Source organism: Kitasatospora sp. NPDC001119 (genome assembly GCF_053598475.1).
In genome coordinates this window covers 66,394-83,221 of the sequence record NZ_JBSFKI010000004.1, presented here as the reverse complement: position 1 = coordinate 83,221, position 16,828 = coordinate 66,394, and the positions used below count along the sequence as shown (strand labels likewise).

At 71.9% G+C, this 16,828-nt stretch carries 17 protein-coding genes; 6 read left to right on the top strand and 11 right to left on the bottom strand.

Annotation, left to right across the window (positions count from 1 at the left end; translation table 11 throughout):
• Window positions 1-105: 105 nt before the first annotated feature.
• Window positions 106-516 (top strand): hypothetical protein, encoded by a 411-nt coding sequence (locus ACWDD9_RS06395; protein ID WP_387970514.1) that lies wholly within the window; start codon window positions 106-108, stop codon window positions 514-516.
• Window positions 517-833: 317 nt separating this feature from the next.
• Here ACWDD9_RS06395 and ACWDD9_RS06390 read toward each other — a convergent pair whose 3' ends face one another.
• Window positions 834-1,289: a hypothetical protein gene (locus tag ACWDD9_RS06390; protein WP_449810946.1), complete on the bottom strand. Its 456-nt coding sequence runs from the start codon at window positions 1,287-1,289 to the stop codon at window positions 834-836.
• 468 nt (window positions 1,290-1,757) lie between these two features.
• Here ACWDD9_RS06390 and ACWDD9_RS06385 point away from each other — a divergent pair, with 468 nt between their 5' ends.
• The gene (locus ACWDD9_RS06385) at window positions 1,758-2,348 is read left to right on the top strand and encodes an isochorismatase family protein (protein ID WP_049649126.1); all 591 of its coding nucleotides are present in this window, start codon (window positions 1,758-1,760) and stop codon (window positions 2,346-2,348) included.
• Window positions 2,349-2,725: 377 nt separating this feature from the next.
• A complete protein-coding gene (locus ACWDD9_RS06380; RefSeq protein ID WP_449811063.1) occupies window positions 2,726-3,295 on the top strand; it encodes an ADP-ribosyltransferase in 570 nt (189 codons plus the stop codon).
• Between the two features lie 100 nt (window positions 3,296-3,395).
• Here the strand turns inward: ACWDD9_RS06380 and ACWDD9_RS06375 are convergent, their stop codons facing one another.
• From ACWDD9_RS06375 to ACWDD9_RS06360, 4 genes are all read right to left on the bottom strand, one after another.
• Complete coding sequence (locus ACWDD9_RS06375; protein WP_449810945.1) at window positions 3,396-3,881, bottom strand: NUDIX domain-containing protein; 486 nt, start codon at window positions 3,879-3,881, stop codon at window positions 3,396-3,398.
• Between the two features lie 124 nt (window positions 3,882-4,005).
• On the bottom strand, window positions 4,006-4,902 hold the full coding sequence (locus ACWDD9_RS06370) for a helix-turn-helix transcriptional regulator (protein ID WP_387970789.1): 897 nt from the start codon (window positions 4,900-4,902) through the stop codon (window positions 4,006-4,008).
• Window positions 4,903-4,938: 36 nt separating this feature from the next.
• Entirely contained in the window at window positions 4,939-5,745 is an 807-nt protein-coding gene (locus tag ACWDD9_RS06365) for an SDR family oxidoreductase (RefSeq protein ID WP_449810944.1), read from the bottom strand.
• A 221-nt stretch (window positions 5,746-5,966) separates the two neighbouring features.
• The gene (locus ACWDD9_RS06360) at window positions 5,967-6,260 is read right to left on the bottom strand and encodes a DUF1330 domain-containing protein (RefSeq protein WP_449810943.1); all 294 of its coding nucleotides are present in this window, start codon (window positions 6,258-6,260) and stop codon (window positions 5,967-5,969) included.
• A 158-nt stretch (window positions 6,261-6,418) separates the two neighbouring features.
• On the opposite strand from ACWDD9_RS06360, the gene ACWDD9_RS06355 reads away from it, so the two are divergent.
• Window positions 6,419-7,321, top strand: a complete 903-nt coding sequence (locus tag ACWDD9_RS06355) for a LysR substrate-binding domain-containing protein (RefSeq protein WP_449810942.1) — start codon at window positions 6,419-6,421, stop codon at window positions 7,319-7,321.
• A gap of 68 nt (window positions 7,322-7,389) precedes the next feature.
• On the opposite strand, the gene ACWDD9_RS06350 is transcribed toward ACWDD9_RS06355, so the two are convergent.
• Window positions 7,390-7,893 (bottom strand): NUDIX hydrolase, encoded by a 504-nt coding sequence (locus tag ACWDD9_RS06350; protein ID WP_449810941.1) that lies wholly within the window; start codon window positions 7,891-7,893, stop codon window positions 7,390-7,392.
• Window positions 7,890-9,266, bottom strand: a complete 1,377-nt coding sequence (locus ACWDD9_RS06345; protein WP_449810940.1) for an NUDIX domain-containing protein — start codon at window positions 9,264-9,266, stop codon at window positions 7,890-7,892. The genes ACWDD9_RS06350 and ACWDD9_RS06345 overlap by 4 nt, the downstream gene beginning before the upstream one ends.
• 434 nt (window positions 9,267-9,700) lie before the next feature.
• Here ACWDD9_RS06345 and ACWDD9_RS06340 point away from each other — a divergent pair, with 434 nt between their 5' ends.
• Complete coding sequence (locus ACWDD9_RS06340; RefSeq protein ID WP_117485808.1) at window positions 9,701-10,267, top strand: dihydrofolate reductase family protein; 567 nt, start codon at window positions 9,701-9,703, stop codon at window positions 10,265-10,267.
• A 90-nt stretch (window positions 10,268-10,357) separates the two neighbouring features.
• Here the strand turns inward: ACWDD9_RS06340 and ACWDD9_RS06335 are convergent, their stop codons facing one another.
• Genes ACWDD9_RS06335 through ACWDD9_RS06325 form a run of 3 tightly spaced genes read right to left on the bottom strand, consistent with a single transcriptional unit; the run spans window position 10,358 to window position 13,573 of the window.
• The gene (locus ACWDD9_RS06335; RefSeq protein ID WP_049649134.1) at window positions 10,358-11,710 is read right to left on the bottom strand and encodes a cytochrome P450; all 1,353 of its coding nucleotides are present in this window, start codon (window positions 11,708-11,710) and stop codon (window positions 10,358-10,360) included.
• Window positions 11,694-12,692, bottom strand: coding sequence for a (-)-delta-cadinene synthase (locus ACWDD9_RS06330; protein ID WP_387970555.1), 999 nt, complete (start codon window positions 12,690-12,692; stop codon window positions 11,694-11,696). The genes ACWDD9_RS06335 and ACWDD9_RS06330 overlap by 17 nt, the downstream gene beginning before the upstream one ends.
• Window positions 12,689-13,573 (bottom strand): class I SAM-dependent methyltransferase, encoded by an 885-nt coding sequence (locus ACWDD9_RS06325; protein WP_387970557.1) that lies wholly within the window; start codon window positions 13,571-13,573, stop codon window positions 12,689-12,691. The genes ACWDD9_RS06330 and ACWDD9_RS06325 overlap by 4 nt, the downstream gene beginning before the upstream one ends.
• Window positions 13,574-13,902: 329 nt before the next feature.
• Here ACWDD9_RS06325 and ACWDD9_RS06320 point away from each other — a divergent pair, with 329 nt between their 5' ends.
• On the top strand, window positions 13,903-15,285 hold the full coding sequence (locus ACWDD9_RS06320; protein WP_449810939.1) for a protoporphyrinogen/coproporphyrinogen oxidase: 1,383 nt from the start codon (window positions 13,903-13,905) through the stop codon (window positions 15,283-15,285).
• A gap of 496 nt (window positions 15,286-15,781) precedes the next feature.
• Here the strand turns inward: ACWDD9_RS06320 and ACWDD9_RS06315 are convergent, their stop codons facing one another.
• Window positions 15,782-16,513 (bottom strand): DUF7873 family protein, encoded by a 732-nt coding sequence (locus tag ACWDD9_RS06315; protein ID WP_449810938.1) that lies wholly within the window; start codon window positions 16,511-16,513, stop codon window positions 15,782-15,784.
• Window positions 16,514-16,828: the final 315 nt, after the last annotated feature.

Here is a 16,828-nt window from a genome sequence, read left to right as displayed (position 1 = left end):
AACCGAAGTGCCCAGCGGGGCGTCCCTATAGGTGACAGAGCCCGAGTCACGTCGATCGCATCGATCGGGCCTCGGGCCGAACCCTCCTGTGAAAGGAGTGCACCCGTGATCGTCTCCAAGCGGAACTCCCTGCGCCTGGCCGCCGTGGCCACCCTCAGCGCGCTCACCGTCGGGCTGGCGGGCACCGCCATGGCGGCCACCCCGGCCGTCCAGCCCGTGTCCGCCGCCCAGTCGGCCGCCGCGCAGGCCGGCATCACCGCCAAGCCGTCGGTCTCCTCCGTCCAGGCGTGGCAGCTCTTCCGGGTCACCGGCACGACCACCGGCCTCAAGACCGGAAGCACGGTGACCCTGCAGCAGAAGCAGCACGGCGCGTGGGTCACCCTGCCCGCCTCCGTCCACACCAACAGCAAGGGTTCCTACTCGCTCGGCGTGAAGCTCGGCATCAAGGGCCTGAACGAGCTGCGCATCGTCAGCGGCAGCACCGCCTCGCCCGTGTTCACCGTCACGGTGCGCTGACCCGCACTCCCCGACGCGGACCCGCACGGCGTGCCGAGGTGGCCCGGCCCTGAGGCCGGGTAGCCGGATCGGTGCCGTGCGGGTCCTGGCGTGCTCGTACGGCCCGGCACCGGGGGATGCCCGGGCCGTACGGGGTGGGGCGCCCCTCGACCGACAGGCGTCGATGCCGCGCTGTCGCAGGTCCTCTGGATGGGTGTACCGAGTGCGTCGAACAGGCCGAGGGCCAGGCGCAGTTCGTGTTCGGCCCGGGGCGGGTGGCTCCTGGTGTGCCGCCCGCCCCGGGCCGCGAGTCGCGGAGAAGAGGGCCGTGACCGGTGTCAGCGCACGGTGACGGTGAACACCGGGGAGGCGGCGTCCCCGCTGACGATGCGCAGCTCGTTCAGGCCCGTGATGCCGAGCTTCACACCGAGCGAGTAGGCGCCGCTGCTGGTCGTCGGCACCGAGGCGGGCAGGGTGACCCACGCGCCGTTCTGCTTCTGCTGCAGGGTCACCGTGGTTCCCGCCTTGAGCCCGGTGGTCGTGCCGGTGACCCGGAACAGTTCCCACGCCTGGACCGTGGTGACCGACGGCTTGGCGGTGATGGTGGCCTGCGTGGCCGCCTGCGGGGTGGCGGGCTGGGGCGTGACGGACGGCGCGGTGACGGACGGCCCGGTGGGCGCGGGGTCGGTGGCGGTGGGGCCGGCCGCCAGGGCGGTGCCCGCCAGGCCGAGGGCGAGGGTGCTGAGGGTGGCCACGGCGGTCAGGCGCAGGCGGTTCCGCTTGGAGACGATCACGGGTACCCCTTTCCGGGGGAGGTGGTTGCTCGCCCGAAGGCGTGGATGCCGCGATTCGGGCTCTGCCATCTGTGGGGACGTCCTGGGCCGCCCATCGATCATGGGCGAATTGTCACCGGATAGTAACAGTCAGCGATCAAACCGGGTCGGAAGGCGACCGGGGCGCGCTCACTTCACAACAGTACGGAGCGCGGTCGGCGGCCATGACCGAAAGGTCGGAACTGCCCCGTAGTGAACCACTGTTGACCAGTTCTGATTGATGATGGCCATGAATGCGCCGATCCGCCCGGAATCCCCGAAGTCGCCCCCGGCGGCCCGGTCCACAGCCGGTCTGGTTCCCGTCCGGGTGAGCGGAGCCGCCCCTCCGAGGTTGCGCGGCCCGGGTGAACATCGCGCACGGGAGGCGCGGGCCGCCGTCCGGCAGGGCACGGGTGGGGGACCGAGACTCCCGTGAGAAAGGCCTGTGCCGTGGGGCGTGCACTGATCGTCGTCGATGTGCAGAAGGACTTCTGCGAGGGCGGAGCCGTTCCGGTCGGAGGCGGTGCCGGGCGGGCCCGCGCCATCGCCGAGCTCGTCGAACGCACCGCCGGCCGTGAGTACACGCACGTCGTCGCCACCCGCGACCACCACCTCGACCCGGGCGGCCACTTCTCCGACCACCCGGACTTCAAGGACTCCTTCCCCGTGCACTGCGTCGTCGGCACCGAAGGAGGCGAGTTCCACCCCGACTTCGCGCCCACGGCCGAGACGATCGTGGACGAGGTCTTCTACAAGGGCGCGCACTCCGCCTCCAAGAGCGGTTTCGAGGGCTTCACCTCGGACGGGACCGCCCTCGCGGACTGGCTGCGCGCACGGAACGTCACCGAGGTGGACGTGGTCGGCATCGCCACCGACCACTGCGTGAAGGCCACCGCGCTCGACGGTGTACGGGCCGACTTCGCCGTCCGGGTCCTGCTCGACTACACCGCGGGCGTCGCCGCCGACACCACCGCCCGGGCCGTCGCCGAACTCGGCCGGTCCGGTGTCGAGTTGACCGGTGAGCCGGTCGTCGTCGGCTGACGGTGGGGAGGCGGGTCCGCCGTGGAGCGCGCCCGCCCGATCCACGCGGACCGGGACGCCTGAAGGCGTCCACCAAAGCCGCTGACACGCCCTCGATCGGGTGAGTTGCGGTACCCCCGGGGCAGCGGGCGGCCAGGGTAACGGCCGTGATCAACATTCGAATCCGCACGGCCGCCGGCGCGGTCGCCCTCGCCTGCGCCGTCGTGCTCACCCCCGAGAGCCTGGCCGCCGCCGCCCCCGCGGCCCAGGCCGACGCCGCCCCGTTCAGCTGTCTCGACCCCAGCGGGGAGGCGCTCTGGAGCGGCCCCCAGTGCGACGGCGTCATCGTCCGTGAACTCGGCACCGAGGCCGTCGCCATCGTCCTGGACGGCCGGCGCATCGACTTCGCCGACGAGGCCGAACTGCGTGCCGACGACTGCGCCGACCGGCCCGCCGTCACCCTCCCCGCCAGCACCTTCGAGAGCATCCCGGAGGGCCCGGACCCGCTGTACGCCGCCGTGGACCGCCGGGTGGACGTACCCCGCATCACCCCCACGCCGCACTGGCGCAAGGACTGCCACCCGCTCTTCCGCTCGGACGGCCGCGACCCGTCGGTCATCTTCGAGCAGGGCTTCGCGCCGAAGGACACCGTCAACGGCCAGTACGACATCACCAGTTACGTCCTGCAGAACCAGCCCTCGCCGTTCGTCAGCACCACCTACGACCCCGAGCTGTACAAGAAGTGGAAGAAGGTGCCCTGGGACTACTTCATCGACGCCCCCGGCGGCATCGACGTCAACGCGACCATCGGCGACCAGCACCAGTACGCCGACCAGGTGGAGGTCGCGTTCCCCGGCGGCGTGGACCGGCACTTCATCAGCCGGGCCTGCCCGGTCGACCGGGCCACCGCCTCCCTGGTCGAGTCCGGCTGCGTGGACAACCCGAACTACCAGCCCTGGCTGCACTGACCCGCCGGCAGTCCGCCGCCGACCGGTCGCCCGAGGGGTGTGGCGCGCCGCCGCGGTACCCCCGGAAGAGGGCGGCCCGGGCGGCGGCGGCCCGCCGCCGTCACGCGCCGATCAGGGCCCGTGGGTCGAAGCCTTCGTCGTCCCAGCCGTAGGTGGAGAAGCCCCTCCCGCCGGAGAGGTGGTGGGTGAGGGCGGCGTGGGCGGTCGGGAACATCGGCAGCGGGAGCCCGTCGGCCGGGGACCAGACCGCGTCGAGGTGCTTGTCCGGCTCGGTGTTCGTCAGCTCGCCGCGCCACGCGGTGGCGAGGAACACCGACAGCAGGAACGGGTGCTCGCCGTCCCAGCCCGTGCGGACCTGGACGGTGTGCACGAGCCGCAGGTCCTCCGGCTCTACGAGCAGCCCGGTCTCCTCCCGCAGCTCGCGCGCGGCGGCCTCGTCGAGGCGCTCACCGACCTCGACCTTGCCGCCGGGGATCGTCCACGCCGACGCCGTGATCCAGCTGTTCGCGGCGTAGTGCAGGGTCGCGACCAGGTTCCGGTCGCGGTCGTGGGCGATCACGGCCACGGCCTGGAGAAGGCTCTCCACGGTGCTGCCTCCGGGGTGGGTGAGCGGACGGTGGTCGGGGCTCGAGGAACATCCATGCCAGTGCCGGCCCTGTCCGAGCCACCGACACGGCGTCAAGCATCATCGCGCCGCCACGGCGCCACCTTCAACGGTTGGACTGTCCGTCATCCGCTTCGCGCTCGGTCGCCGGCGCCTGGTGGGTGGCCGCCCACGAGGCCAGGAGCGCCAGATTGTCAGCGGTCGGTGTGCCCGCGGGTGCCGTGTAGACGTTGAGAAGCAGGCCGGGTTCGGCGGGCAGTTCCAGGGACTCGACGTCCAGGTCGAGCCGGCCCACGATCGGATGGCGAACCCGCTTGCGGCCGGACCGGTGCAGTCGCACGTCCTGGGATGCCCACCGCTGCCGAAACAGCTCACTGCGCGTCGACAGTTCGCCGACCAGGGCGATCAGCTCCTCGTCGTGCGGATCGCGGCCGGCTTCCATGCGTAGCTTCGCGGCCACGTCACCGGCGATCTGGTCGTAGTCGACGAAGAAGTCCCTGGCCGCCTCGGGGTTCAGATAGACGAACCTCGCCGTGTTCGCGGGCCGTCGCGGGTCGGCCAGCACCGGTGAGAACAGCGCGCGAGCGAGGTTGTTCGTGGCGAGCACGTCATAACGGCCGGTACTGACCCAGGCCGGTGCGTCGGAGATCGCGTCGAGCACCTGCTGCAGCGTCGAGCGCACCGTCACGGCGGGCCTACGCCGGGGTGGGGCGCCGGGCGCCCTGGACTGGCGTGCGAGGTGGAACAGGTGGTGGCGCTCGGCCTCGTCGAGTCGCAGGGCGGAGGCCAGCGCGTCCAGCACGCCATCGGAGGCACCGGCGAGGCTGCCGCGCTCCATGCGCACGTAGTAGTCGACCGACACCCCCGCCAGTAGCGCCACCTCTTCGCGGCGCAGACCTTTGACCCGACGGTTGCCGCCGTAAGCGGGCAGGCCCGCCTGCGCGGGTGCGATGCGGGCGCGACGCGAGCTGAGGAACTCCCGGATCTCGGTGCGTGGATCCATCGTGGCCATCTCCTCACCGTAAGTCCGTTCCGCAGTCTAGGGGGTACCCGATGCGGTCGTCGCGATGCCGCCGTCCACCGGGATCACGGCGCCCGTGAGGTAGGAGCCGGCCCGGCCGGCGAGGAACACGGCGATACCCGCCATGTCGTCGTCGCGGCCGATTCGGCGCAGAGGGGCCGCCGCCGCGATCGTGTCGCCGATGGCATCGAGTGCGGACGCCGTCATCCGCGACGGGAACACTCCCGGTGCTACCGCGTTCACCGTGACGTGCTGGGGGCCCAGCTCCCTGGCAAGCACTCTGGTGAGTTGATGGAGTGCCGCCTTGCTGCTGGCGTACGAGTAGTTGGGCGACTCGGCGACGTGGATGGCGGCGATACTGCCGATGTTGATGATCCGCGCGGGATCATCGGCGGTGCCCGCCCTGCGAAGTGCGGGGAGCAGCGCCTGCACCAGCCAGAACGGCGACTTGAGGTTGAGGTCGATCACCGCGTCCCAGGCCTCGTCCGGGAACGTCGCCAGCGGCTCGCGCCACATCGCTCCCGCGTTGTTGACGAGGATGTCCAGGCGTTCCGGGTCGCCCTTGACAAGATCGGCGAGGCGCTGACACTCGTCGTGCCTGGACAGGTCGGCGGGGATTGCCTGAACGTCGCCGAATTCGGACAGTAGACGCTGTGCCTCCGCGCACCTGTCCGCGTCGCGCGAGCTGATGACGACGCGGGCGCCCGCCTGGAGAAGGCCGCGCGCCATCATCATCCCGATGCCACTGGTGCCGCCAGTGACGAGGGCGTACTTCCCACTCAGATCGAAAAGCCCTGTGTGGGTGGTGAATTGCTTGTCCGCCATTGGTCTCCGTCCCCTTCTGTCGTGGACGAACGCGCCGACATGGTCGCGGATACGGGGCAGCTGAATCGACCTGATGGAGGTAGAGCCGCGGTGCGTGTCCATGGAGTGTTGTCGGCGCGTTCGACTCAACCAGGTTGGCAGGCGTTTCGGACGTCTGGGAGACCCTGGTGATACAGGTACTGCGAGAACCCCCGATGCTCGGCGACGGCCGGGCCCGCCGGTCAGTCGATGCCTTCGATGATGCGGAAGTCGCGCTCGACGCTGCCGGAGAGGGCCACCAGCGCCTCCTGGTACGCCTCGCTCTCGTAGGCCGCGACGGCCAGTTCGAAGCTGTCGAACTCGATCAGAACGACGCGTTGCGTGATTCCGGCCTCGTGGGCGACGACCCGGCCGTCAAGGGACAGGAGGCGCCCGCCCCCGGCCCGGACAGCCGGACCGGCCAGCTCCGCGTAGGCGGCCAGCGTCGCGGGGTCGGAAATGGCGGGGTAGGCACTAACCCAGTAGCCCTTGGCCATGGAAACCTCCTGTGTTCGGCCGGGCACGTCCGACGTCGGACCGACAATCGGATCGATCGATCCCGGTATGCGCAGGCTAGGGCTTGACGGGCGGTCGAGGGAAAGACCGGTACGGACTAGGCTCAGAACGGATCGTTATCAATCGGCGGGGAGGGCGCATGGCGCCGGACACGGTGAGCCTGCGGTACTTCCTGGTGCTGGCACAGGAGTTGAACTTCACCCGCGCGGCCGCACGGATCGGTATCGCACAGCCCGCACTCAGCGCCCGGATGCGCCGGTTGGAGGCGGAACTCGGGACGGCCCTGCTGGTCCGCACCACGCGCAGCGTCGAACTGACCACGGCCGGTGCGGCTTTGGCGGAGTCCGCTCCGCCCGCGCTGGCGGCGCTGGACCGGGCGTGGGACACCGCCCGGAGCGCGGCGGCCGGTGCACTGGGCACGCTGCGCATCGGATACAGCCTCAGCGCCGGGGCCGAGACGGCACCGGCCCTGGTGGACAGGCTGATTCGCGGCAACAGCGGACTCGAGGTCGGCGCGGTCCCGATGGCGACACCGGAGATCTCCCCGGCGGTCGCCGACGGCCGCATCGATGCCGGGATCACCCGCGGTGAACAACCGGGCGATGGCGTGCGCCGGTTCCTGCTACGGCGTTCGCGCATCGGGGTCCAGCTGGCGCAGCACCATCCGCTGGCCGAACGCGAGGAGATCGAGATCGCCGACGCGGCCGCGTACCCGCTGCGACTCCCGGACCGCGCGGCCAACCCCGTGGTCCACGATCAGCTGTCCGCGCTGTTCCGGGACACCCGACCGCATCCCCGGTTCCACACGCCCGCTGTCGCTTTCGACCTGTCCCAGCGGGACCTGCGGGACGGGGTCACCCTCGCCCCGGCCGGAGAAGCCGCGGCCACGGTGCAACCGGCCGGTCTCACCTGGCGACCGCTGCGGGGTGCGCCCGGCCTGACGCTCCACCTGGTCCTCCCACGCGAGCAGTCGCCACTGCACCGTCGCATCCGCGCCGCCGCCAAGGCCCTGGCACACGAACTGCACTGGCTGCCAGACTGACGCGCGGGAGGTCAAGCGAGACGGACCTCCGCGGCTGGTCGGTGCGAGGGGGGTCGGTGGTGCCGGCGTCACACCGGCCAGCCGTGGGCGGAGAGCCGGTTGCCGTGGGCGATCTGGCGGAGGGCGTGCGCGGTGTAGGGCACGGTGTCGGCAGGCAGTCCGTCGAGCGGCCACCAGCGCAGTTCCGCGCACTTGTGCGGCTCCGCGTTGCGCACCTGACCGGTGTGGCGGGCCGGGCGGAAGAACAGCTGGAGGCGGCTGTGGTCGGTGTCGAGGTGGTGCAGGGTGTGGACGAGTTCGAGGTCCTCCTCGGCGATGGTGATGCCGAGTTCCTCCTCGGCCTCGCGCGTCATGGCGCGGGTGACCGGCTCGCCCCGCTCCATGTGCCCGGCCGGGAGGTGCCACAGCCCGTTGGCGTAGCTGGTGTTGCGGCGCCGTCCGAGCAGCACCGTGCCGCCGTCGAACAGGACGAGGTGGACCCCGACGACCAGCGCGAGCGGGTCCGTACCCGGTGCTCCGGCGGCCGTGTCCGCGAGGTGGCCGGTGTGGCCGGTGGGGTCGGTGCGGTTCATGCGGTGCTCCCGGTGGACTGGTCGGCTGCGGCGGCGAGCAGGGGCAGGTAGTGGTGCAGGTAGGGCGGGACCTTGAGGCCGAGCACCTCGTCGAGGGGGACCATGCGGACGGCCAGGCCCTCGTCCCCGAGCCGCAGGTCGCTTTCGGGGCCCTCCCAGACGGCGTGCAGGACGCGGGTGAGCGGGAGGCCGTGGTCGTGGTGCGGGTCGGGGAGGGGCCGCAGGCCGGTGATCTCGAGGCCGGCCTCCTCGCGGACCTCGCGCACCGCGGTCTCCCGGGCGCTCTCGTCGGCCTCCCGCCAGCCGCCGATCGGAGTCCAGTAGCCGGGCCAGGCCATGCCCGGCTTGTCTTCGCGCAGGTTCATCAGCAGTCGACCGGCGCGGTCGGTGACGAAGACCAGGACGCCCTCGAAGTCGTCGTCGGTCGGCGTGGGGCGCTCCAGGTAGAGCGGGACACCGGAGCGGTGGGCGCGCAGCACCTGCCGGAGCCGCTGGTACCGGGCGGGGGTCATACGGGCGTGCCAGTCGTGGGCCGTCTCGAACCGCCACTCGGTGTGCTCGGCCGGATCGAGGCGGATCCGGGCCTGCTGCTCGCGGGTCAGGACGCCGCCGTCGAAGACGAAGCCGCAGGCGGGGACGGGCTGCTCGGCGCCGGCCTGTTCGTGGATGACGGCGACCAGGCGCCTGCGGGCGACGGCTTCGGGATTCTCCGCGGCGAGGTCGAGGCCCAGCTCCTCCCGGGCCTCGCGCAGGGCGGTGGTGAAGGGGGTCTCGCCGTGCTCGACGTTGCCGCCGGGGAAGTTCCACACGCCGGGGTCGACGGCGGAGCGCATCCCGAGGACGCGGCCCCGCGGGTCGGTGACCAGGAAGCAGCCGTAGGCGCTGGGTCGGGCGACGGTGGTGAGGTAGCCGCCGGTCGGCCGCCAACCGGGTACGGCCAGACGGCCGGTGAGCCACTCGATCACCGTACGCTGCCCTTCGCCGGTCGGCGGCAGCCGCTCGGCGTCGGCCCACTGGTGGCCGTCATGGTCGGGCGAGAGGACGACCGCGGTGCCGTCCGGCACGACGGCGGTGAAGACGAACTGGCGCACGCGCAGGCCCCGTTGGCTGCTGAAGTCCAGGTGCCGCGCGTACTCCAGCGGCAGGCCGGTGAGCCCGGTCTCCTCGGCCAGTTCCCGCGCCGCCCCGGCCGGCACGGGTTCGCCGTCCTCCCGCCCGCCGCCCGGGTACTCCCACAGGCCGGGCAGGACGTCGTGCGCGGCCCGGCGGATCATCAGGATCCGGCCGGAGGCGTCGCGGACCACCACACCGACGCCGATCCGCTCGACGCCCTCGCGGAAGGCCAGCTCGGTCAGCACCCGGAAGTCAATCACCTGGCGGACTCCTCGGACTCGCGGGCGGGCGCGGGGGACTGCTGCTGCGGCACCGCTCTCGTCAAGACGCATACCCGGAAGTCGAGTTCGGGTATGTGCCGGGGACGTCGCAGGCAACCGATGATGGAGCTGTTCGAATCCGGCGTTCAAGTGGATCGGCTCTGGGCGAGCCCAGGTCGAACGGGGACTTTTCGAGCATCCACGGCACAGGGCAGGGCAGCCTCCGACCGGCCTTGTCCCTCATGACCGGTCTCAGAACCGGTGGCATTCCCCCGTGAGGGTGAGGTCGGATCAGGCGGTTTGCCAGTGTCGGCCGAGTACACCAGGCTGAGCTCGAAGCACGAGGACTGCCGGCGAGCCCGGATCGCGCACCGATGAGATTCCCGAGCCGCGCTGGTCCGTACGCCGGACACCCACGGACGGAAGGCTGGGCCATGCGGAAACTGGTCTACGGCATGAACCTGACCCTGGACGGCTACATCGCCGCGGCCGGCGACGACATCGCCTGGAGCGGACCGCCGAGCCCCGAGCTGTTCCAGTGGTGGCTCGACCAGGGGCGGGCAAGTGGCCTGTCGCTGTACGGGCGCAAGCTGTGGGAGACGATGAGCTCCTACTGGCCGACCGGCGACCAGCAGCCCGACGCCACCCCGGCGGAGGTCGAGTTCGCCCGGAACTGGCGGGACACGCCGAAGGTGGTGTTCTCCTCGACGATCAGCGAGGTCGACTGGAACACCCGCCTGGTCACCGGCGACGCGATCGCCGAGATCGCCCGGCTCAAGGCCGAGGACGGCGGCCCGATGGACATCGGCGGTGCGACGCTCGCCGGGGCGGCCATGCGCGCCGGGCTGATCGACGAGTACGTGATCGTCACCTATCCCGTCCTGGTGGGCGGCGGCACGCCGTTCTTCACCGCGCTGGACAGCTGGGTGAACCTGAACCTGGTGGAGACACGGACGTTTCCCGGCGGCGTGGTCCTGACCAGGTACGAGACGAGGCGCTGAGCAGCGCCACCCACGCGCTGGTCTCGTATACGACACGGTCTATGGATGACGACATCAGCCGCGCGCCGCCGCCTGCGCGGCCGCCGCCCATCAGCGGCCGGGGTGGGCGGTCACGGTCACGGTGAGGGGTGCGGGGCCGAGGGTGGCCGCCGCGACCGGCCGGGGGCGGCTGCCCGGGACCGGGTCCAGCTGCCAGGTGGCCGAGACCGCCGCCGTCAGCAGGGCGAGTTCCGCGAGCGCGAAGTCGCCACCGGGGCAGCCGTGCACGCCGGCGGCGAAGGGGAGGTAGGCGCCGCGCGGGGGAGCGGGCTGCCGTTGCGGGTCCCAGCGGTCGGGGTCGAAGGTGCCCGGGGCGCGGTACCAGCGGGGGTCGCGGTGCAGGGCGTACGGGCTGTAGAAGATCTGGGCCCCGGGGGCGAACCGGTGGCCGCCCAGTTCCACGGTGCCGGTAGCGCGGCGGGGGAACAGCCAGATCGGCGGGTAGAGCCGGAGGGTCTCCCGGACGACGCGGTGGGTGAGGACGAGCGCAGGGAGGTCGGCCGGGTCGACGGGGCGGTCGCCGACGACCCGGCCGACCTCCTCGCGGACCCGGCGGCGCAGTTCCGGGTGGCGCGAGAGCAGGATGAACAGCCAGGCGGCGGCCGCGCCGCTGGTGTGGGAGCCGCCGATCAGCAGGGAGGTCACGTCGTCGTGGAGCTGCCGCCGGTCGGCGCCGGCCGACAGCCGGGTCAGGCCGGCGTTGTGCGGATCCGCGTCGATGAGGGCGTCCACGACGCCGTGGATGTCGTCCAGGGCGGTGCGGTAGCGCTCCCGCTCGCGGCCGGGCAGCCGGTCGAGGAGCGCGGCGGCGGGCCCGTAGGCCCTGCGGCCCACCCCGGCGACGACGACCGGCAGGGCCCGGTGGACGACGGCGGCGAAGCCGGCGGGCAGCGGACGGCCGAAGAGGGTTGCGGCCACCACGTCGATGGTCAGTCCCGCCATCTCGGCGTTGAGGTCGAGCCGTTGGCCGTGGTGCCAGGAGGCGGCGCGGGCGGTGGCCAACTCGGCCATGGTGTCCAGGTATCCGGGCAGACGGGCGGCGCTCAGGAGGGGCTGGACGACGCGGCGACGGTCCCGGTGGTGGGCGCCGTCGGCCACGGCGACGCCGGCGCCGAACAGGGGGCGGGCCTTGGTGAAGATCTCGCCGCGGTCGAACCGCCCTCCGGGCCCGGTCAGCAGGGCCATCACCAGGTCGGGGTGGTTGAGGAGGTAGGCGGGCCGCGGGCCGATGCGGAACTCGACCACGTCCCCGTACCGGCGCTGGGCGTCCAGGAAGGCCAGCGGCGCCCTGGCCAGGCGGAGCGCGTGCCCGAGGAGCGGGAGGGCGCCCGGGGCCCGGGGCGGACGACTGCCGGTGGGGTCACCGGAGGCGTCGTCCGTGGAGGTGTCAGTGGGTGTCGGCATGGGGATCCTCTCCCGTCGTGATCGTTCCGGACCGGTACCGGGGCGTGCCCAGGCCCCACTCCAGGTGGCCCCGGGCCCAGCCGAGGAGCGCCTCGGCGCAGTGGTCGGCCTGCCGCCGCGGGCCGGGCGGCACGGCCAGCGCGCGGGTGAGGTCGGACAGTTCCCGGCGGGCCCGCGCGTGGGCGTGCAGGCGTTCCTCGAAGGCGTCCGTCACGAGGAGGGCGGCGGCGTGCCGGTCCGTGCCGCCGTGGTGGGCGGTGACGAGTACCAGGTTGTGGGGGTCGCCCTGGGCGGCCTCCTTGTCCACGGTCATCAGGTCGTTGGTCCAGCACACCAGGTCCGCCGCCGCGACGAGGAGATCCTGGAACGGACGGGAGTAGTACAGGGACGGGGGCAGGACACAGCCGTCCGTCCGCTCGACCAGGTCGAACGAGGGCATGATCGCCCCGAAGGCCCGGCGCCAGGCGGGGAACCCGTCCAGGCGCGGGACCTGGGCGGCCTGCCGGTGGGCGGCCTGCCAGACACAGGCGGACAGGTAGTCGGCCACGTGGCGGCGGAACCGCAGGATCCAGGGGGCGGGCATGCCGTCCGAGACCCGCTCGACGATCTCCGCCAGAGCCCGTCCCACGGGCGAGGTGGGCTCGGAACCGCACGAGACGATGCCGAGCGGCTCCCGCAGGTACCCCTCCAGGAGGTCGGCGTCACGCCCCAGTTCGCCCTCGTCGATCCGGTCGTCGAGGAGGAACAGCCAGGCCATCCACATCGCCACCAGCACGCTGTCCGGCCGGTCGGCCCGTGGATGGCACCACGCCGCCAGCAGCCCGGGGCGGATGCGTGCGAGGTTGCGCAGCTCCGCCGGGGTGTCGCAGAGGCCGGCGGCCTCGGCCCAGCGCAGAGCCTCGGCGTCGGCCGCGTCGGCGTGGGCGCCGCGGTGGGCCGTGACGTCCCGGATCGCGGATTCCCTGAGCGCGTCGGTCCTCACGCGGGCTCCTGGTCCGGCTGTTGTGCCGTCTGCTTCGGTCGGTGTGTCGTCCGGTCCGGCCGTTGTGCCGGCGGGCGTACGCCCCACATCGCGACCATGGCGTGCGCCGTGTCGACGAACCCGGGGCGGCGCAGGTGGGTCAGGGCCTCGGCCCCGTCCGCCTCCGCGAGGACCCCGGTGCGCGCCATCGCCGGCAGGAGATCGGCGATCGACAGCGCCCACGCCCGTCCCGCCGCGTTCGTCGCGGTCAGCGTCGGACAGTGCACCCGCATCCCCACCTCCACGAGCCCCAGGCCCCGCAGTGGGGCGGGGAACGACCGGGCCCAGGCCGACACGTCGCTGCCGAGGGTCGTGGCCAGGGTGGTGGTGACGGCGGTCCCGAGACGCCGTACGACCGGGTCGGGGGAGGAGGCGGCGGGGAAGAACGAGGGGTCCTCGATGTACAGGCGGCCGCCCGGCTTCAGCCAGGACGCCATGCGCCCCGGCAGCGCGGCACGCTCGGGCAGGTGGCACAGGACGCTGCGGGCGACGACGAGGTCGAAGGTGCCGGGCGGGAACCCGTCGGTGCGCACGTCGTGCCGCAGCACGCGCAGCGCCGGGTGGCGCAGGCCCGTCAGGAAACGGAGGTCGGTGTCGGTGGCCGTCACCTCGCCCTCGGGGTGGCGGCGGGCGAGCCACAGGGCCAAGGTCCCGGCCCCCGCCCCGATTTCCAGGCAACGGGCGTCGGCCGGCAGGTCCCAGCGCGCCAGATCACCCGTGGTCGCGGGGTCGCAGGAACCGGCCAGGGCGTCGAGACGGTCCGTCTGCGCGGGGTGGGCGAAGGCGAACACCTCCTCGCCGTACGCCGGGAGTTCACGTTCTTCCGGCGCTTCCTTCCGCATGCGATACCTCCTTTTCCCTTTTGATATGACCAACGCCTTTCGATTTGGGCCAGCAGGTTTTGACCAGACCGGCGCCCTGCGATCGGGCCGGCGGTTTTCCGATTGGACCAGCGTTCTCGCGTCTCCCTCTTGACGACACGCCAGGGCGCTCAGTGCGGCGCACCGGATTTCATGCTTCGCTGTGCGCGCGGGAGACAGTGGCGGGCGGCGCTGGGCCGTGGATACGGCGAGGCGGGCAGCAGATCGAACGGCCAACTCCACGCATTTCCACCGCATTCCAGCCCGAGCAAAAGAAACCCGGGTGACCGGGATGTCCGAGGAGGCGTCACATGGCCGAAACCGCCACCGAGAACCGGGTGATCGTGGTCGGATCCGGAATCGCCGGAACGGCCGCCGCCTTCCGGCTGCGCCAGGCCGGCCGCGACGTCACCCTGCTTGAAAAGGAGGACCACGTCGGAGGCCGGATGTCCTCCCGCGAGGTTCCGGTCGGAGACGTCCGGTACCGCCTCGATCGCGGCGCGAGCTGGCTGTCCCGGAACTACGCCCCCATGATCCGGCTCCTGGAGGACGCGGGGCTGGCGACCCGCATGCTCCCGTGCTCGGACGAACTCGGCGTCCTGCGCGACGGCCGCGTGCACCGCCTCTCCCTCGTCAAGACCTCGGGACTCCTGAGCACCGGACTGCTCGGGTGGCGCGCCAAGCTCAAGGCCGTCAACCTGCTGCGCGACCTCGGGGCCGCCCGCCGCCGACTGCGCTGGGAGGACCTGTCCGGCGCCGCCGGGATCGACGGGGAGAACGCCCGGGAGCACGCCCTGCGCCGACTCGACCGGGAACTCCTGGACTACCTGATCGAGCCCCTGTGCAGCACCCAGTTCCTCGTACCCGCCGAGGAGGTCGCCGCCGTCGGCGCCTTCTGCATCATGTGGGGCACCTTCGGAGCCGCGAGCTTCACCTTCGACGGTGGTGTCGGACTCCTCCCCGAACTCCTCCTCGCCACCCCCGTGATGCGCTCCCCGGGCACCCGCCTCGAACTGGGCGCCCACGTGACGGAAGTGCGGGCGGAAGGGACCGGGGTCGAGGTGGTGTGGGAGCGGGACGGCGAGGTCCGGACCGAACGGGCCCGCGCCTGCGTGGTGGCCGTACCCGCCCCGGCCGCGGCCCGGATCGTCACCACCCTCGACGCGGACCAGCGCCGGTACCTCGACGGCGTCCGGTACACCAGCGACGTCCACGTCACCTTCGGGCTGCGCCGGGCACCCGCCGAGACGGCACTGGGCGTCGCCGTACCGTGCCGGGAGCACCCGGACCTCTGCGTCGCGCTGTACGAGCACAACCTCGGCCCCGGCCGGGCGCCCGTCGGCCGGGGCCTGGTCACCCTGGTCTTCCGGCACCACTGGAACACCGCCCGGATGCACCTCGACGACGAGACGGTGATCGCCGACGCCCGCAAGGCCGTGGGTGAGGCGCTGCCGGACCTGGCCGCCCACATCGACGAACACCGCGAGATGGCGGTCGTCCAGCGGTGGGAGAACGCGGTCCTGGCCCGCCCGGCCGGCGGATACCGGGACCTCGCCGCCTTCACCGCGGGCCTGGACCCGGCCTCGCCCGTCCAACTCGCCGGGGACCACTTCGCCTACAGCACCACCAACTCCTCGCTGGCCACCGGCGAACGTGCCGCCCGCCGCATCCTGGACCTGCTCTCGGCGCGGTGAGCGGGCGCGGCGGGAATGTGAGAAAACGCGGGGGAACGCGAAGGAACGCGCGGGAACGCGAGAGGACCCGGGAGCGTAGCCTGCTCCCGGGCCCCTGTTTGCCGCCCAATTGCGCACACCGGCACGTTTAAGGGTCGCGGATCAGGTTGAAATCGACGCGTTCTACCTTTGAACTACCGTGCCACGGAGCGGCACAGACAGGACTTGAACCTGCATTCGTCGATATTCGTCCGCACCCGGTCGATCCGGTGTTCGGCGGCGAATGCTGAGACTGGAGCGAGAGTCTGAGATTGACAGGGCCTGCCTCTGCCTGATTGGGCTACCCCGGCCGGTGGTGCCGGGGGGAGGGCTCGAACCTCCACTGTGACCCCTGGTCAGCTTCAACGTCAGTGTCAGCTTTTCGCACCGCGCACGGGCCCACCCATCCGGCTTCCCAGGCAGGGGACTTGTCGCGCTCGGCGCACCCGACCGGCTCCCCGGGCGGGCGATCATGAGGCTACCGGAACAGGTAGCCGAAGACGGCGTCACCCACCCGCTGGTCGGTGACCTCGACGGCGTTGGCTTCCTCGCGGGCGAACTTGACGGCCTGCTGGAGCTTCTCCACCCGCTCGGCGAGCTCGTTCACCCGGCGGGCCGGCAGCGCGCCGGAGAACTTGACCGTGGTCCAGTAGCCGACCGCGACGTCCTCGTAGTAGACCTCGACCTGGGCCGGGTGCTTCTCGGTGGCCTCGGCCTTGACGTGGTTGCGCGGCACCTTCTTCGTCCGGATGGTGCGCACCGGCTCGGTCTTCCAGGCGTCGGTGGACGGGTCGAGGTTCCAGGACTCGGAGGCGTCCAGCACCGGGAGCTTCTTCACGAAGGTGAACAGGTCGGTGAGCTGCTTCTCCAGGAAGAGCAGGTACGGCACCGGCACCCGGGAGAGGAGCACCTGGCCGTCCACCACGACATCGGCGCGGGCGTCGATGTTGGCCCAGTCCTTGGTGGCCGTCACGTCGAAGAGCCGGGTGAGGGTGTTCGCGGTGGACCGCAGGATGTCCTCGGCCTTCAGCTGCACCCGGGTCGACTCCGGCGGCAGCTGCTCGCCCTCCTCGTCCTTGGGCTGGTAGGCGCGGGAGATCCCGGCCAGCAGCGCGGGCTTCTGCAGGTCCTGGTGGGCCTGCGTCAGCTCCTGGAAGGACTTGGACTTGACGCCCTTTTCAACGGCGATGATCTGGTCCAGCTTTGCCACGTCCGGGACGCTACCAGTCCCGGACTGATCGGCGACACCCAATTATCGACCGGGTGTTCGGCGCTCCCGCGGGCTGCCTGACCTGGCGCCATGGTGCCGGATCCGCACGAAGGTTGAGCCGATCGCCGGCCCTCATGGCCTGACGGTCGGCCCGGAGCCCATGCATCAAGTGGACTTGAGTCCAGATTAGTATTGCAGTACACATTGATGCTCTGGCGTACCGATCGGGGGATCGGCCGATGAGCGTCCTCCTCCCGGCCGGGATCGCCTCAACCGGCAGTCCTGCCACGGCGGGGCCACTCCACACCTGAAACG

Coding starts and splice junctions, on each gene's coding strand:
- ACWDD9_RS06370 (WP_387970789.1), bottom strand. CDS start 4,902: ATGGATCCACGCACCGAGATCCGGGAGTTCCTCAGCTCGCGTCGCGCC.
- ACWDD9_RS06365 (WP_449810944.1), bottom strand. CDS start 5,745: ATGGCGGACAAGCAATTCACCACCCACACAGGGCTTTTCGATCTGAGT.
- ACWDD9_RS06360 (WP_449810943.1), bottom strand. CDS start 6,260: ATGGCCAAGGGCTACTGGGTTAGTGCCTACCCCGCCATTTCCGACCCC.
- ACWDD9_RS06355 (WP_449810942.1), top strand. CDS start 6,419: ATGGCGCCGGACACGGTGAGCCTGCGGTACTTCCTGGTGCTGGCACAG.
- ACWDD9_RS06350 (WP_449810941.1), bottom strand. CDS start 7,893: ATGAACCGCACCGACCCCACCGGCCACACCGGCCACCTCGCGGACACG.
- ACWDD9_RS06340 (WP_117485808.1), top strand. CDS start 9,701: ATGCGGAAACTGGTCTACGGCATGAACCTGACCCTGGACGGCTACATC.
- ACWDD9_RS06335 (WP_049649134.1), bottom strand. CDS start 11,710: ATGCCGACACCCACTGACACCTCCACGGACGACGCCTCCGGTGACCCC.
- ACWDD9_RS06325 (WP_387970557.1), bottom strand. CDS start 13,573: ATGCGGAAGGAAGCGCCGGAAGAACGTGAACTCCCGGCGTACGGCGAG.
- ACWDD9_RS06320 (WP_449810939.1), top strand. CDS start 13,903: ATGGCCGAAACCGCCACCGAGAACCGGGTGATCGTGGTCGGATCCGGA.